The organism is Kitasatospora sp. NPDC101183, from assembly GCF_044767945.1.
Lineage (GTDB): Bacteria > Actinomycetota > Actinomycetes > Streptomycetales > Streptomycetaceae > Kitasatospora.
In genome coordinates, this window is sequence record NZ_JBIWOW010000019.1 from 107,434 (window position 1) to 121,327 (window position 13,894).

12 protein-coding genes are annotated in these 13,894 nt (G+C 73.9%); 6 read left to right on the forward strand and 6 right to left on the reverse strand.

From position 1 onward, the window contains the following. Window positions 1-35: 35 nt before the first annotated feature. Window positions 36-911: a siderophore-interacting protein gene (locus ACIRRS_RS26185; protein ID WP_402975408.1), complete on the reverse strand. Its 876-nt coding sequence runs from the start codon at window positions 909-911 to the stop codon at window positions 36-38. 82 nt (window positions 912-993) lie between these two features. On the opposite strand from ACIRRS_RS26185, the gene ACIRRS_RS26190 reads away from it, so the two are divergent. Both ACIRRS_RS26190 and ACIRRS_RS26195 read left to right on the forward strand, forming a co-directional pair. Continuing rightward, the gene (locus tag ACIRRS_RS26190) at window positions 994-1,755 is read left to right on the forward strand and encodes a TetR/AcrR family transcriptional regulator (protein ID WP_402975411.1); all 762 of its coding nucleotides are present in this window, start codon (window positions 994-996) and stop codon (window positions 1,753-1,755) included. Between the two features lie 74 nt (window positions 1,756-1,829). Continuing rightward, window positions 1,830-2,891 carry a substrate-binding domain-containing protein gene (locus ACIRRS_RS26195; protein WP_402975414.1) on the forward strand — a complete coding sequence of 354 codons (1,062 nt, stop codon included), beginning with the start codon at window positions 1,830-1,832 and terminating at the stop codon, window positions 2,889-2,891. A gap of 32 nt (window positions 2,892-2,923) precedes the next feature. Here the strand turns inward: ACIRRS_RS26195 and ACIRRS_RS26200 are convergent, their stop codons facing one another. From ACIRRS_RS26200 to ACIRRS_RS26220, 5 genes are all read right to left on the reverse strand, one after another. Further along, window positions 2,924-4,192 (reverse strand): hypothetical protein, encoded by a 1,269-nt coding sequence (locus ACIRRS_RS26200; protein WP_402975417.1) that lies wholly within the window; start codon window positions 4,190-4,192, stop codon window positions 2,924-2,926. A gap of 195 nt (window positions 4,193-4,387) precedes the next feature. Next, a complete protein-coding gene (locus tag ACIRRS_RS26205) occupies window positions 4,388-5,074 on the reverse strand; it encodes an alpha/beta hydrolase (RefSeq protein ID WP_402975420.1) in 687 nt (228 codons plus the stop codon). 102 nt (window positions 5,075-5,176) lie between these two features. Next, on the reverse strand, window positions 5,177-6,733 hold the full coding sequence (locus tag ACIRRS_RS26210) for an SMI1/KNR4 family protein (RefSeq protein WP_402975421.1): 1,557 nt from the start codon (window positions 6,731-6,733) through the stop codon (window positions 5,177-5,179). An 81-nt stretch (window positions 6,734-6,814) separates the two neighbouring features. Further along, the gene (locus ACIRRS_RS26215) at window positions 6,815-7,597 is read right to left on the reverse strand and encodes a sugar phosphate isomerase/epimerase family protein (protein WP_402975424.1); all 783 of its coding nucleotides are present in this window, start codon (window positions 7,595-7,597) and stop codon (window positions 6,815-6,817) included. Between the two features lie 3 nt (window positions 7,598-7,600). Beyond that, window positions 7,601-9,430 carry a DUF2264 domain-containing protein gene (locus tag ACIRRS_RS26220; RefSeq protein ID WP_402975426.1) on the reverse strand — a complete coding sequence of 610 codons (1,830 nt, stop codon included), beginning with the start codon at window positions 9,428-9,430 and terminating at the stop codon, window positions 7,601-7,603. Between the two features lie 207 nt (window positions 9,431-9,637). On the opposite strand from ACIRRS_RS26220, the gene ACIRRS_RS26225 reads away from it, so the two are divergent. From ACIRRS_RS26225 to ACIRRS_RS26240, 4 genes are read left to right on the forward strand one after another with little or no spacing between them, the layout of a single operon-like run. Next, window positions 9,638-11,038 carry an ABC transporter substrate-binding protein gene (locus ACIRRS_RS26225; protein WP_402975429.1) on the forward strand — a complete coding sequence of 467 codons (1,401 nt, stop codon included), beginning with the start codon at window positions 9,638-9,640 and terminating at the stop codon, window positions 11,036-11,038. Further along, window positions 11,035-11,937 carry a carbohydrate ABC transporter permease gene (locus ACIRRS_RS26230; RefSeq protein ID WP_402975432.1) on the forward strand — a complete coding sequence of 301 codons (903 nt, stop codon included), beginning with the start codon at window positions 11,035-11,037 and terminating at the stop codon, window positions 11,935-11,937. Before ACIRRS_RS26225 ends, ACIRRS_RS26230 begins: the two co-directional genes overlap by 4 nt. Window positions 11,938-11,939: 2 nt before the next feature. After that, window positions 11,940-12,848, forward strand: coding sequence for a carbohydrate ABC transporter permease (locus ACIRRS_RS26235; RefSeq protein ID WP_402975435.1), 909 nt, complete (start codon window positions 11,940-11,942; stop codon window positions 12,846-12,848). Further along, window positions 12,845-13,867: a hydroxyacid dehydrogenase gene (locus ACIRRS_RS26240; protein WP_402975438.1), complete on the forward strand. Its 1,023-nt coding sequence runs from the start codon at window positions 12,845-12,847 to the stop codon at window positions 13,865-13,867. The genes ACIRRS_RS26235 and ACIRRS_RS26240 overlap by 4 nt, the downstream gene beginning before the upstream one ends. Window positions 13,868-13,894 lie beyond the last annotated feature (27 nt).

Below are 13,894 nucleotides of genomic sequence, written 5' to 3' on the forward strand. Positions count from 1 at the left end.
CTCGCACCGTTCCCCGCGCCCGCCGGGCTCAACCCTCACGACCGGCCGGCGGCCCGTTCCTGCAGCTCCCGCGCGTCCGCCAGGTCCTCGGCCGTCGGGGCGTCGTCCTGGGTCAGCCGGTGGCGCCAGTACCCACTGAACTCGACGGCCTCCTTCGCCACCCCGCGCTCCGTCACCAGGTGGCGGCGCAGCGCCCGTACGGCCCCGGCCTCCCCCGCCAGCCAGGCGTACGGCCGGCCGGGCGGCAGTTCGGCGGCGGTCAGCGCGGCGGTCAGGGCCACCCCCTCGGGGGCGCCGTCGCGGTGCAGCCAGCGCACGGTCAGACCGGGCGGGCCGTCCAGCGGTTGCCGCTCCCGTACGTCCGCGACCTCGACGAACGCCAGCGCCCGGGCCTCGCGCGGCAGCGCCCCGACCAGCGTCGCGATGGCCGGCAGCGCGCTCTCGTCCCCGGCCAGCAGCACCCAGTCGGCGGCCGCCGCGGCCGCCGCGAAGGGGACGGGCGGGGCGTACAGCGCGGAGGGGCCGACCATCCCGAGCCGCTGCCCCGGCGCGGCGCGCAGCGCCCAGGCGGAGGCGGGGCCCGCGCCCTCGTGGAGCACGAAGTCGACCTCGATCAGCCGGGTGCCGGGCCGGCGGTGGCGCAGGGTGAAGCTGCGCATCAGCGGGCGGCGGGGCTCGGGGATCGCCAGGTAGGCCCGGTACCAGCTCATCGGGTCCTCGGCGGGCGCGGGCAGTTCGGGTACGGCCTGGCCGGGGCGCGGGAAGCAGAGCTTGAGCTGCTGGTCCGGCGCGGTGCCCACGGAGTCCGCGAGCGCCTCGGCCTCGAAGGTGATCCGGGCCGTGCGCGGGGTGATCCGGCGGGCCTCGACGACCTCGACGCAGGTGACCGGCAGGGTGGTGGGCGGTGTCATCGCGAAACCCCTTCGATTGATAGCCTTACGGCATAAAGAGTTGCCGTCGGGAACGATACTTTACGCCATAAGGAGATGCCGGATGACCGTCTACGCCGGGCAGGGCGACGCCCGTCGCACCCTCGACCTCCTCTGGGGCGCCGCACCCGCGCCCGCCGTGCGCAGCGGCCCGAAGCCAGCGCTCAGCGTGGAGGCGATCGTGAGCGCGGCGATGGAGGTCGCCGACGTCAGGGGCATGGCCGCCCTCTCCATGCGCGCCGTCGGCGAGCGGCTCGGGCGCACCGCCATGGCGCTCTACACGTACGTGCCCGGGAAGGACGAGCTGCTCGACCTCATGCACGACCGCGCGCTCGCCGAACTCCCTTCGCGTGAAGGCGGATCGGAGGACTGGCGCAGTGCCGTCACCACCTGGTCCGAGGATCTTTACGAGTGCTACCTGCGCCACCCCTGGATGCTCCAGGTCTCCCAGGCGCGCCCCGTCCTCGGGCCGGCCGAACTCGGTGCGATGGAAGGGCTGTTGAGCGCCCTCGCGCCCGCCGGGCTGGAACCCCGGCGGCTGCGCGGGGCCGTGGCCGCGCTCTGGCAGTTCGTCCGGGGCCTGGCCGCCGCCACCGCCGACGCGCGGGGGGCCGCCGCCGCGACGGGCGTCTCCGACGAGGCCTGGTGGGGCGCCCGCTCCGCCCGGCTCGCCGAGCTCGCCCCGGACCTGCCGCAGCGCTTCCCGCAGTTCGTCGCGATGCAGGCGGGGGGCGCCTCCGATCCTTCCGCGGGAGAGCCGGACGCCTTCAGCAGCGGTCTCGCCGTGCTCCTCGACGGCATCGCCGTATCCTGCACCGGCACTTGATCGAAGTTTGATCGAAAGATACAGTTCGATCAAACACTCACGGTCCGGGAGCGACCGGCGGAGGGGGCGGAGCGATGGCCATCTCGGCCGACGAACGTCGGGAACTGATCCTGCGAGCGGTCCGGGAATCCGGCACGCCGCTACGGCTGGCGGAACTCGCCGACCGCCTCGCGATCCCGGCGGTCACCGTCCGCCGGGACGTCGCCGCCCTCGCCGAGGCCGGGCGCGTCGGACGCTCCCACGGCTTCGTCTCCTTCCGCGAGGCGCCCGGGGAGCCCACCCCCGCCTCCGCCCGCACCGTCGGACTGCTCGTCCCCTCCGTCGGCTCCTACTTCGACGAACTGATCGCCGGAGCCCGCGCCGCGGCCGCCGCCCAGGGCGCGCGCCTCGTCCTCGGCATCGCCCCGTACGAGGTCCGCGACGACCGCGCCCAGGCCGCGCAACTCCTCGAGAACGGCGCGGACGGCCTCCTCCTCGCCCCCAACCTCCTCCCCAACGGCTCCGCCCGCGACCACCGTTGGCTCGACACCCTCCCCGTCCCCGCCGTCCTCGTCGAACGCGGCCGACCCGACCACGGCACCCTGGGCGACCGCCTCGACATGGTCTACTCCGACCACCGCCACGGCGTCCTCCTCGCCCTGCGCCACCTCGCCTCCCTCGGCCACGAACGCGTCCTCCTCGCGGCCCGCGACGACTCCTGGACGGCACTGGAAGTCCGCGCCGGCTACGAACAGGGCATGCGCCTCCTCGGCGCCCAACCCCTGCCCGTCCTCTCCACCCTCGACCCCGGCGCCCGCCCCGCCGACCCCGCCCTCCTCGCCGCCCACATCGCCACGGCCGCCGCGAACGGAGTCCGCGCCGTCCTCGTCCACAACGACCAGGACGCCATCCAACTCCTCCCCCACCTGCGCACCCACGGCCTCACCGTCCCCGACGACCTCGCCCTCATCGCCTACGACGACGTCTTCGCCGCCCTCGCCGCACCCCCGCTCACCGCCGTCTCCCCACCCACCCGCGCCGTCGGCGAAACCGCCGTCGACCTCCTCCTCCGCCGCCTCACCACCGCCACCCCCCTGCCCGTCCACCGGACCGCCCTCCTCCCCACCCTGCGCATCCGCACCTCCTGCGGCGGGTGAGGTTCACCCGTCACCGGGCTCCTGGCGGGAGATCAGCACGTGGAACTGGCATCCACAGCGGCGGCGGAGCGCCGACTCAGGCTGAATCGAGGAAGCAGGCGTTTGACTTCTTCCGCGCCGGTTTCGATGTAGGTGCCGTCGTTCGCCGCGGTGTCTTCGATGAAGATTCCGCCCGCCAGGAAGGAATGGAGATGGGCGAACCTGGGGGCGAGTTCCGTCAGCACGTCCAGCGGTTCGTCCTCGCAGTACTCCTCCTCGATGACCAGGTCCTGGATGCGCAGATGCTCAAGCTGTGAGAGGAGGGGCGAGTTCGCGAGGACGAGAAAATCGGTGGCCTCTTCCGGGTCGAAGTCGGCGTTTCCCAGATCGAGATTCCTGAGCTTCGGGAAACGCTGCGGTGCGAGTTCGTCGAGGACGTCGTTCAGGACGTGAACGCCGTGCACGTTCTCGCGGACGTCGACTTCCAGCGAGACAAGACCCGGTGTCGCGGACGGGAACATGGACCTCGTGAATGTGTACCCCCGAATCCGCAGCCGGGTGAGGGTTTCATGCTCGACATCATGGAAGAGGAAACCGCCCTCGAGTTCCAGCGTGCGCAGTGCGGGAAGCGACCTCCACAGCGTTTCACCCGCCTCTGCGGAAACCACGCCCGTCTCCACGTGATCCTCGGGGTCGATCACCTTGCCCGCTGACGTCTCACCTGGTTCGCAGAGGTAGGTGAAGTCGTAGCCGTAGTACATGCGTTCCAGCCGGGGGCGTCGGCGGCCGGCAAGTGAGATCGCGGAGTTTTCGCCGGAGTGGTGGTAGTCGGTGAGGTGCAGTTCGAGTGTGCGCAGCCGGTAGGTGGCGGGGTGGGTGAGGAGGGTGTCGATCAGTGCGCTTTCCCACTGTTCGGGGTCGGCCGGGTCGATGCTCGCGGTGTGGGGGTGGTCCGTCAGGAGCCGTTCCACCAGGTTTCGGCGTTGCGGCCGGGTGTCTTCGGCCAGGCGGAAGCATGCCTCGTCGATGAAGCCGCGGGACCAGGTGAACTGCCAGGAGCCGTCCTCCCGCAGCACGTCCAGTCCCAGTTGCCGTTCCACCTCCGCGTACGCCGCGGTCGGGCGGGACGGGTCCGCGTCGCCGTGCTCGCGGTGGTGTTCCTGCCGGATGGCCTCTCCCCGCAGGTCACCTTCCCGGGTCAGCAGGTCCGCGTAGGCGAGCCATGCCTCCCAGTCATCCGACTCCGGAACGGCTGTGGCATCGAAAAGGCTCATGTCGAGGATTCTCCGGCCGGCGATGAAAGAAAGGGGCAGCTGGTGCACCGCTGGTTCCTCGGCGAGTACGCGGAACCTTCAGGGCGCATCGTCACATCGTCGTCACCATAGATGCCCCCTCTGACACCGGCCCGCCCCACAGGTACGTGCACCTGGGTCACGCCCCGAGGTGCGCTCCTGCCCGCACAGACCGTCCTCGTGGTCGAGGCACCTCAAAGCCCCGACGCGGGCCCTCGCCCGGCGCTACGCGCGGGCCGGGAGAGGGGTGTGCAGCTCGCCGGTGGCGAAGTGGGCGGGGTCGTCGCCGAGGGTGGAGAGGACGAAGGCGGTGGTGAGCGCGCGGATGTCGTCGGCGCGCTTCACCAGGAAGTGGCCGCCTTCCGGCACCTCGTAGCGGGCGAGGTCCGGGACGAACTCGGCGGCCCGCCGGGCGTAGGCGAGGGAGTGGGCGGCGCTCGCCGTGGAGCGGTCGCGGTCGCCGTGGACGACGAGCACCCGGCGGCCGGCCAGGTGGTCCACGGGGTCGCCCTCCGGCAGCCAGGGGGCGATCCCGGCCACACCGACCACGGCGGGGTCGCCGGCGCACCAGAACGCGGCCCGGCCGCCGAGCGAGTTGCCGACCAGGACAACGGGGACGCCGCCGTAGCGCCGGGCGATCTCGGCCAGGGCCCAGCGGGTGTCCACGGCGGTGTCGGCGGCCTCGCCGTTCCAGCCCCGGTAGCGGTAGCGCAGCAGGTGCACGGCGATGCCGTGGTCGCCGCCGCGCTCCGTCAGTTCGGTCGCCAGGTCCCGCAGGCCCAGCTCGGCGAGCTTCAGCGGCCCGCGCCGACTGCGCACCGACCCGCCGGGCAGCAGCAGCGCCACGCCCTTGACCTCGCCGCTTCCCCGCCGGTCCGTCAACTCCGCAGCGCGCTCGCGCGATCCGAACACATCGACCTCCCCCGTAGACCGCGGAGATCCTACCGCCGGCCGAGGACCGCCCGGAGGCGGGGAGCGGGGTGCCTCCGGGCGGGGCCTCGGCGCCGCCGCCGGTCAGCCGGTGGCGCCCTGCTGGTCGGCGACGGTGCCGGAGAGGCGGTATGCGGTGGAGGTGTCGACGCCGAGGGCGGTGAGCAGGTCGAGGGCGGCGGCGAGGGGCGGGGCTCCGGTCGTGCGGGCGGCGGCGAGGTGGGCGGGGAGGCGGTCGGCGGCGATCAGGGCCGTCCACTGGGTGGCGGAGAGGGCGAGGTAGCGCAGGCCGGGGAGGTCGGCCAGCGGCGCCAGGTCCGGGGTGGCGCAGCGGGACAGGTCGAGGGAGCGCAGCGCGGGGAGGGTGCGCAGCGGGGCGAGGTCGATCGGGGTCTCGGAGGCGACGGCGAGTGAGGCGAGGTGCGGGTGGCCGGTGAGCGGGGTGAGGTCGGCCTCGGCGGCGAGGCCGACGGTCAGGTCCTCGACGGGGAGTGCTGTCACGGGAGACAGGTCGGTGGTGGCGCAGCGGTTGAGGTGCAGGCGCAGCAGGCGCGGGGTGGCGGAGAGCGGGGACAGGTCGACGGGTGACGGGGCGTCATTGAGGTGGATCGCCTGGACGCCCGGTGCGAGCCCCTCGTCCAGCGCGGAGACCACCACCTTGCGCGGCCCGTCCCCGGACTGCTGCGGGGCGTGCGGATCGGGCTGCCCGAGGGCCTGGCCGAGCCAGGCGGTGACGGAGGAGGCGACATGGCTGGGGCCTTCGTTGAAGTCCCGTCCGACCTCGATCACCTGGCCGGGGCGGCCGTCCGCGGCCGGTGCCAGGTCCACGGCGAAGTAGTTGCCGTCGAACCAGGTGGCGATCGGGAGCCAGCCCGGATGCCCCGAGCTGCGGCGCACCGTGTTCGGCGGGTCGGCGTCGAAGACCACCTGGCTCCAGCCGAGGCCCCAGCCGAACCAGGTCGGGACGCCGATGTACCCGTCGTGTGCGGCCAGCGCCTCGTCGAGCGACAGCCAGCAGTACCCGTCCAGTGCCTCGCTGCCGCCGTCCCCGTCGGCCTCCAGGTACAGCGCGCGCAGGTCCGCGGGGAGTGCCCGCCCGAGGCGGAGCTCTGCGGCGGCGAGCTGTTCCTCGGTGGCGGGCGCCGGCATCGGCGCTTCCCGGCCGGTGCGTTCGGCGTGCTGCCGGAGTACGGCCCGCAGCCGCTCGACCGCCTCCGACGGATCCCCGCCCGGGTGCGGCTCGGACGGTTCCGCGCCGTCGACCGCGCCCGGTTCCGACGGGCGGAAGTCGGGGTCGAGGGTCAGTATCCAGCCGTCCTCGCGGCGGGCCTCGGGTTCCAGTGCGTCCCGGAACACCACCAGCTCGAACGCGCCGGACGGGTGGCAGGTCAGCTCCAGGGCGATGGCCTCCCAGCCGTGGCTCTCCCGGAACCGGGACGCCAGCGATGCGACGCTCTCGTGCGGGAACGGCACGCCGGCGTAGGGGCCCGGACGGCTCGGCACCACGTATCCGCTGCCGAACATGCCGGCGCTCGCCCGGCTCGCGCGCACCCGCACCACGCACTCCGACCAGCCTTCCGGCGCCTTCGCGACGATCTCCGCCGCGATCTGCCGTGCCGTCCGTTCCACCGTCAGGTCCATGCCCGCCCCTCGTCCGTGCCGTGCGGACGATCATGCCAGTCGGCTCCGACAGGGCGATCGGCCGTCGGCCGGCGCCGGTGCCTACCTCCGGCGGAGGCCCTCCAGGAAGCGTGCGCCCTCCGCCAGGAGCGGCGGCAGGGGGGCCGCGGCGGGGTGCCAGGGGGCCTCGTACTCCCAGCAGGTCCAGGTGTCCGCCGGGAGGAGGGCGAGGCTGTCCGCGAGGGGCAGGGTGCCGGCGCCCAGGGGGAGGGGGGTGCGGTCGGCGGGGGAGGCGATGTCCTTGACCTGGACGTGGCCGAGGCGGGCCGCGAGGGCGTGGTGGGTGGCGGAGGGGGTTTCGCCGGCGAGGACGGTGTGCTGGAGGTCCCAGAGGGCGCCGACTGCGGGGTGGTCGGCGCGGGCGAGGAGGCGGGCGAGGGCCTGGCCGGTGGGGTGGGAGTCGTGGGTCTCGACGAGGATGCGCACGCCCAGGGCGCCCGCCCGGTCGGCGACGGCGGCCAGCCGCCGCGCCGCGCGGTCCTCGGCCGTGCGGGGGCCGACGGCGGAGCCGCCGGGGAAGACGCGCAAGGCGGGGCAGCCGAGGTCGGCGGCGAGTTCGAGGTGGGTGGCGAAGTCGGCGAGGAGTGGCTTGTCGAGGGGCTGGCCGGCGAGGGTGAGGTAGGAGGCGAGGGCGATCGGCTGAACCCCGGCGTCGGCCAACTCCCCTACGGCCGCGCGCCGTTCGTGGGCGTCGAGCCCGGGGTGGACGGGCTGCCCGGGGGCGCAGCGCAGTTCGAGGCCCTGCCAGCCGGTGTCGGCGGCCAGGCGTGCGGCGCGGGCGAGGGGCAGGTCGGGCAAGCCGAGGGTGGAGAGCGCGAGTCGCACCGGTCAGACCTCCACGACGGAGACGTGCCCGGGGCGGAGTTCGGCCTCCTGGGCGGTGCCGTCCGGCCAGGTCACGCGGAAGCGGCCGGGGTCGAGCAGGTGCAGGGTGACGGCGGAGAGGGGGGAGGAACTGGCACCCGAGAGCCGCGCCGCGCTGACGAGCAGCTGCTCGGCGCCCGCGATCGAGCCGGTGAGGACCGGCATCTCCCCCGCGGCCCCGAACGCCGTCCCGCCGTCGACCGCCGGCCGGTCGGAGCCCGTGTACCCGTGCAGGCCGAGCAGTTCGCTGCTCAGCCCCCCGGTGACGGCCCAGCCGCTCTCCCGTACGGCCGTGCCGCGAGCAGCCCCCGCGACCAGGTGCGCCCGCACCTCCTCCGCCCCCCGCGCCAGCGTCACCGAGGTGACGACCACCCCCGGCAGCGGCACGTGGCTGGACGCCGCCCAGCCCTCGCCGGTGCCCAGCGGGGTGATGCGGCCCCGCTCGGTGGCCTTCCCGTCGACCAGCAGCGCCAGGTGGTTGTCGGCGGGCCCGGAGCATGCGGGCCCCGTGCCCGTGGAGTAGGCGAGGCGCGCGTAGTGCGGGTCGTCGGGCCGGACGGCGCCTGCGGGCTGGTCGTCGCTGCCGTGGTTGTGCAGCCGTACCAGCCCGTCCGCCGCCGTGGACTGCACCAGCCAGCCGGGGGCGGGCAACGCCCTTACGGTGTCCCGGAGTTCGGCGGGCCCGGCCTCCTCCCGGTCCGTCCACACCGGGTGCTCCGGCGGCAGCAGCAGCCCCAGGAACGCGGACGAGGCCCAGTACGGCGAGGCCGGCCCCGAGTACGGCTGGACGAGCGGCGGGTGGGCGCCGTACCAGCCGAGGGTGAGCAGGCCGTCGGGCCCGACGGCGCCCCGGTCGAGGAAGTGCCGCAGGGCGCCGGAGGCGAGGCGGCGGGTGGTGCCGGGGGTGAGGGGGGTGTGGCCGGTGAGGGCGCCGGCCCAGAGGGGGGCGGCGGCCGCGAAGCGGTAGATGAGCGAGCGGCCCTGGTGGACGGGAGCGCCGTCCACTCCGAACAGGTGAGCCTGGTCGGCGAGGTGGAGGGCGAGGCGCTGCCCGTACTCGTCGAGGAGGGCGCCGTCCCCGGCGAGGTGGGCGTGCAGGACCGGGTAGAGGTGCAGGGCCCAGCCGTTGTAGTGGTCGAAGGCGCGGGGGCGGCCGTCGGTGTACCAGCCCCGGCCCAGGTGGAAGCGTTCGATGCGCTCCAGGCCGCGCCGGACGGCGGCGTGGGCGGCGGCCTCCTCGATACCCGCCTCGGCGAGGAAGCCGCCGACGGCGAGGGGGAAGAGCCACCAGTTGTTGTCGTTGGGGGTGCGGTGCAGGGCCTCGGCGAGCCAGCGGCCGAGGCGGTCGCGGACGGCGGGGGCGAGGCGGTCCCAGAGCCAGGGGCGGGTCAGGCGCAGGGCGAAGGCGATCGAGGCGGCCTCGACCATGGCCTGGCCCCGGTCGGTGACGGCGGGCCAGGAGTGCCGGTCGCCGTCGGCGAGGTGGCGTTCGGCGGTGGGGTGGCGGGTGCCGGCGTCGAGTCCGTCGGCGTAGCCCGCGAGCAGGCCACCGGGGTCGCCGCCGGCCCCGGCGGTGCGGAGGGCGGCGAGCAGGAAGGTGCGGGAGAAGCCCTCCAGGCCGTCGGAGCGCCGTCCGGACCAGCTGGGCCGGGGGCCGGGCAGGTCGATCAGGGCGTGTCCGGGGAGGGCGAAGGGCCGTACGGCGGCGAGCAGGTCGTCGGCGACGGCCTCCCAGTGGGCCCTGGTCCAGCCGGTGCGGGGGCTGAGGGCCCGGTCCTCGGGGGGAAGCGGCATGACGGTGGGTCCTCCCTGGCCAGGGCACGCGCGAGCTTGTCCGATGGTCGGGAAATCTAGGAAGCCCGTGATCGTTCGTCAAGAGCTGTGATCATTTCAGATCATTCGATACCGATCTCTTGACTCCGATCGATCGGCCTGCCCAAGATGACGTCCATTCACCCCCCACCAGGCCGCGATCCCGCGCCCCGCCCACCGGAGTCGTGCATGTCCTCACCCTCGGCATCCCGCCCCCCGCTGCGCCCCGCCGCCCCCACCGCCGCGCCCGCCACCGTGCCCTCCCCCGGCCCGGCCGCGCGCCGCAGAGCCCTGAGCGCCGCCGCCGGCCTGCTCTGCACCGCCCTGCTCGCCGCCTGCGGGAGCAACGGCGGAAGCGGCGACACCGCCGCCAAGGACGACGGCAAGCCCGTCACCCTCACCTTCTGGGGCTGGGCCAAGGGCACCAAGGACGTCGTCGCCGCCTTCAACTCCTCCCACCCGAACATCAAGGTGGAGTACGAGGAGATCCCCTCCGGCGCCGCCGGCGGCTACGCCAAGATCTCCAACGCCGTGAAGGCCCACAACGCCCCCGACGTCTTCAACGTCGAGTACCCCCAGCTGCCCGACTTCGTCAGCCAGGGCGCCGTCCAGGACATCACCTCCCTCGCCCCGGACTCCCTCAAGTCCCAGTACCTGCCCCAGGCCGTCGAGCTGACCACCCTCGGCGGCCGCACCTGGGCCCTGCCCCTGGACGCCTCCCCGCAGGCGTTCTACTACCGCAAGGACCTCTTCGAGCAGGCCGGCATCACCGCGCCGCCCAAGACCTGGGACGAGTTCCGCACCGCCGCCCAGAAGGTGAAGCAGGCCGAGCCGAACACCCGGATCGCCACCTTCTTCCCCGACGACCCGACCACCTTCGAGGCCATGGCCTGGCAGGACGGCGCGCACCTGTTCTCCGCCAAGGACGACGCCTGGGGCGTGGACCTCAACGGCGCCGGCACCAAGCCGACCGCCGACTACTGGCAGCAGATGATCACCGACGACCTCGTCCGGGTGCAGCCCTCCTTCAGCCAGCCCTGGACGGCCTCCCTCCAGAAGGGCGAGACGGCCGGCTACCTCGGCGCCTCCTGGGGCGCCGGCGTCCTCAAGGGCACCCTGCCCGACGCCGCCGGCAAGTGGGCCGTCGCCCCGATGCCCAGCCGCGACGGCAGCCCGGCCAGCGGCATGCTCGGCGGCACCACCTTCGCCGTCTCCAAGGACAGCAAGAAGGCCAGGGCCGCCGTCGAGTTCGCCACCTGGGCCACCACCACGCCCGAGGGCATCAAGGCCCGCATAGCCTCCGGCACCTCCTCCGCCTACCCGGCCGCGCCCGCGCTCGTCCCGGTCGCCAAGGACGCCTTCAAGGCGGACTTCTACGGCGGCCAGGACGTGTACGCCGTCTTCGCCGACGCCGCGAAGTCCATCAAGCCCAACTGGCAGTGGGGCCCGGCCATGGGCGCCACCAACGCCTCCCTCAAGGACGCCTTCGGCAAGCTCCCGCAGAACGGCACCGTCCAGGGCGCCCTGGACACCGCCCAGCAGGCCACCCTCGCCGAGCTGAAGAACCGCGGCCTCAAGGTCGGTCAGTGAGCGCACCGGGCATCCGGAAGCGGCCGCGGCGGCGCCAGGGCGGCGCCGCGGCCGTGCTCCTGGCCCCCTTCCTGATCCTGTTCACCCTCTGCTCGCTGATCCCCATCGGCTACGCCGTCCACCTCAGCCTCTACACCGAGCACCACTCCGGCCTCGGCTTCGGCGGCTCCGAGACGGTGTTCACCGGGCTCGGCAACTACACCCGCGCGCTGGGCGATCCGGCCTTCCGCTCCAGCTTCCTCACCAGCGCCGGCTACTGCCTGCTCTACATCCCGCTGATGACGGGCCTGGCCCTCGCCCTCGCCCTGCTGCTGGACTCCGGGCTCGCCCGCGCCCGCCGCTTCTTCCAGCTGGCGCTGTTCCTGCCCCACGCCGTGCCCGGCGTCATCGCCGCGCTGGTGTGGACGTACCTGTACACGCCCGGGATCAGCCCCGTCATCGACCTGCTGAACTCGGCCGGCGCCCACCCCGACCCGCTCGGATCGCCGCTGCCCGCCGTCGTCAACATCGCGGTGTGGGAGTGGACGGGCTACAACATGGTGATCTTCTACGCGGCCCTGCAGGCCGTGCCCCGCGAGGTGCTGGAGGCCGCCGTGGTCGACGGCGCGGGGGCGCTGCGCACCGCGTTCAGCGTCAAGATCCCGCTGATCCGCGCCTCGGTGGTGATGGTCTCCCTGTTCACCCTGATCGGCTCGCTCCAGTTGTTCACCGAGCCGATGCTCCTGCACGACGCCTCCCCCGGCGTCGTCTCCACCTGGACCCCCGGCATGTACGCCTACTCCGCCGCCTTCGGCCGCAACGACTACGGCCTGGCCGCCTCCTCCTCGGTGCTGCTGGCCCTGGCCGCGGCCGTCCTGTCCTACCTCGTCACCCGCCTCGCCCGACGGAAGGAGGCCTGAACGTGAGCGTCCTCGCCCCCGAGCGACCCGAGCGACCCACCACCTCCCGAAGCGCCCCCACACCGGGGCGCCGCCGCCCCCGGGCGCTCTCCCGCGGCGCCGTCAACGCCGCCCTCGTCCTGGCCACCGCCTACACGCTGCTGCCGCTCGGCTGGCTGCTCACGGCCTCCGCCAAGAACACCGGCGACCTCCTCGGCGGCCGCACCCTCTCCCCCTCCACCTGGCACCTGGGCGAGAACCTGCGCCACCTGTTCACCACCGACGACGGCGTCTACCTGCGCTGGTACCTCAACTCCCTGCTCTACGCCGGGCTCGGCGCGCTGCTGTGCGCCCTGGTCTGCGTCGCCGCCGGGTACGCGTTCCACGTCTACTCCTTCCCCGGGAAGGAGAAGCTCTTCGGCCTCGTCCTGCTGGGCGTCCTGGTGCCCGCCACCGCCCTGGCCCTGCCGATGTACCTGCTCGCCTCCGACCTGGGCGTGGTCAACAGCTTCTGGTCGGTGTTCGTCCCCTCCCTGGTCAACCCCTTCGGCGTGTACCTCGCCCGGGTGTTCTGCGAGGGCTACGTCCCCGCCGAGGTGCTGGAGGCCGCGCGGCTGGACGGCGCGAGCGAGCTGCGCGCCTTCCGCTCGATCGGCCTGCGGATGATGGCGCCCGGCTTCGTGACCGTGTTCCTGTTCCAGTTCACCGCGGTGTGGAACAACTTCTTCCTGCCGCTGGTGATGCTCTCCGACAGCCGCCTCTTCCCCGTCAGCCTCGGGCTGTACGGCTGGAACTCCCAGACCCACGCCTTCCCCGAGTACTACCCGCTGGTCGTCACCGGCTCGCTGCTCGCCGTCCTGCCCCTGGTGGCCGCGTTCGTCCTGCTGCAGCGCCACTGGAAGGCCGGCATGACCGCAGGAAGTGTCAAATGACCACTGTCGCCACCCGCCGCCCCCGCGCCCTGCTCGCCATGGACCCGGCCGTCTCGGCCCGCCTCCTGGACGCCGGCGCCCTCGCCCGCCTCACCGCCCTCGCCGACCTCGACCCCGCCCTGGTCGTGGACGACTTCGCTGCCCCCGAGGCGCGGGCCGCCCTCGAACAGGCCGAGGTGGTGATCACCGGCTGGGGCTGCCCGCCCCTGGACGAGGCCGTCCTCGACGCCGCGCCCCGGCTGCGGGCGGTGATCCACGCCGCCGGCTCCGTCAAGCACCACGTCACCGACGCCTGCTGGGAGCGCGGCCTCCAAGTCACCTCCGCGGCCTGGGCCAACGCCCTGCCCGTCGCCGAGTACACCGTCGCGGCCGTGCTGTTCGCCAACAAGCGGGTCCTCGCCCTGCGCGAGGAGTACCGCCGCCGCCGCGCCCCGCACGACTGGCTGGGCGGCCACCCGGCCGCCGGGAACTACCGGCGCACCGTCGGCGTGGTCGGCGCCTCCCGGATCGGCCGGCGCGTGCTCGAACTGCTGCGCCCGTACGACCTGCGGCTGCTGCTGCACGACCCGTACCTGGAGCCCGGGGAGGCCGAGCGCCTCGGCGCGAGCGCCGTCGGCCTGGACGAGCTGTGCGCCGCCTCCGACGTCGTCACCGTCCACGCGCCCGAACTCCCCGAGACCAGGCACCTGGTGGACGGCCGCAGGCTCGCCCTGATGCGCGACGGCGCCACCCTGGTCAACACCTCGCGCGGCTCCCTGATCGACCAGGAGGCGCTGACCGCCGAGCTCGTCTCCGGCCGCCTCGACGCCGTCCTCGACGTCACCGTCCCCGAGGTCCTGCCCGCCGACTCCCCGCTGTACGACCTGCCGAACGTGCTGCTCACCCCGCACGTCGCCGGCTCCCTCGCAGGAGAGCTGCACCGCCTGGCCGACGCCGCCGCCGACGAGCTGGACCGCTACGCCCGTGGCCTGCCCTTCGCCCACGCCGTGAGCCCCGAGGGCATCCACCGCTCCGCCTGAACCACCGCTCCGCCCGAAGCACCCGTA

Coding starts and splice junctions, on each gene's coding strand:
- ACIRRS_RS26185 (WP_402975408.1), bottom strand. CDS start 911: ATGACACCGCCCACCACCCTGCCGGTCACCTGCGTCGAGGTCGTCGAG.
- ACIRRS_RS26190 (WP_402975411.1), top strand. CDS start 994: ATGACCGTCTACGCCGGGCAGGGCGACGCCCGTCGCACCCTCGACCTC.
- ACIRRS_RS26195 (WP_402975414.1), top strand. CDS start 1,830: ATGGCCATCTCGGCCGACGAACGTCGGGAACTGATCCTGCGAGCGGTC.
- ACIRRS_RS26210 (WP_402975421.1), bottom strand. CDS start 6,733: ATGGACCTGACGGTGGAACGGACGGCACGGCAGATCGCGGCGGAGATC.
- ACIRRS_RS26220 (WP_402975426.1), bottom strand. CDS start 9,430: ATGCCGCTTCCCCCCGAGGACCGGGCCCTCAGCCCCCGCACCGGCTGG.
- ACIRRS_RS26225 (WP_402975429.1), top strand. CDS start 9,638: ATGTCCTCACCCTCGGCATCCCGCCCCCCGCTGCGCCCCGCCGCCCCC.
- ACIRRS_RS26240 (WP_402975438.1), top strand. CDS start 12,845: ATGACCACTGTCGCCACCCGCCGCCCCCGCGCCCTGCTCGCCATGGAC.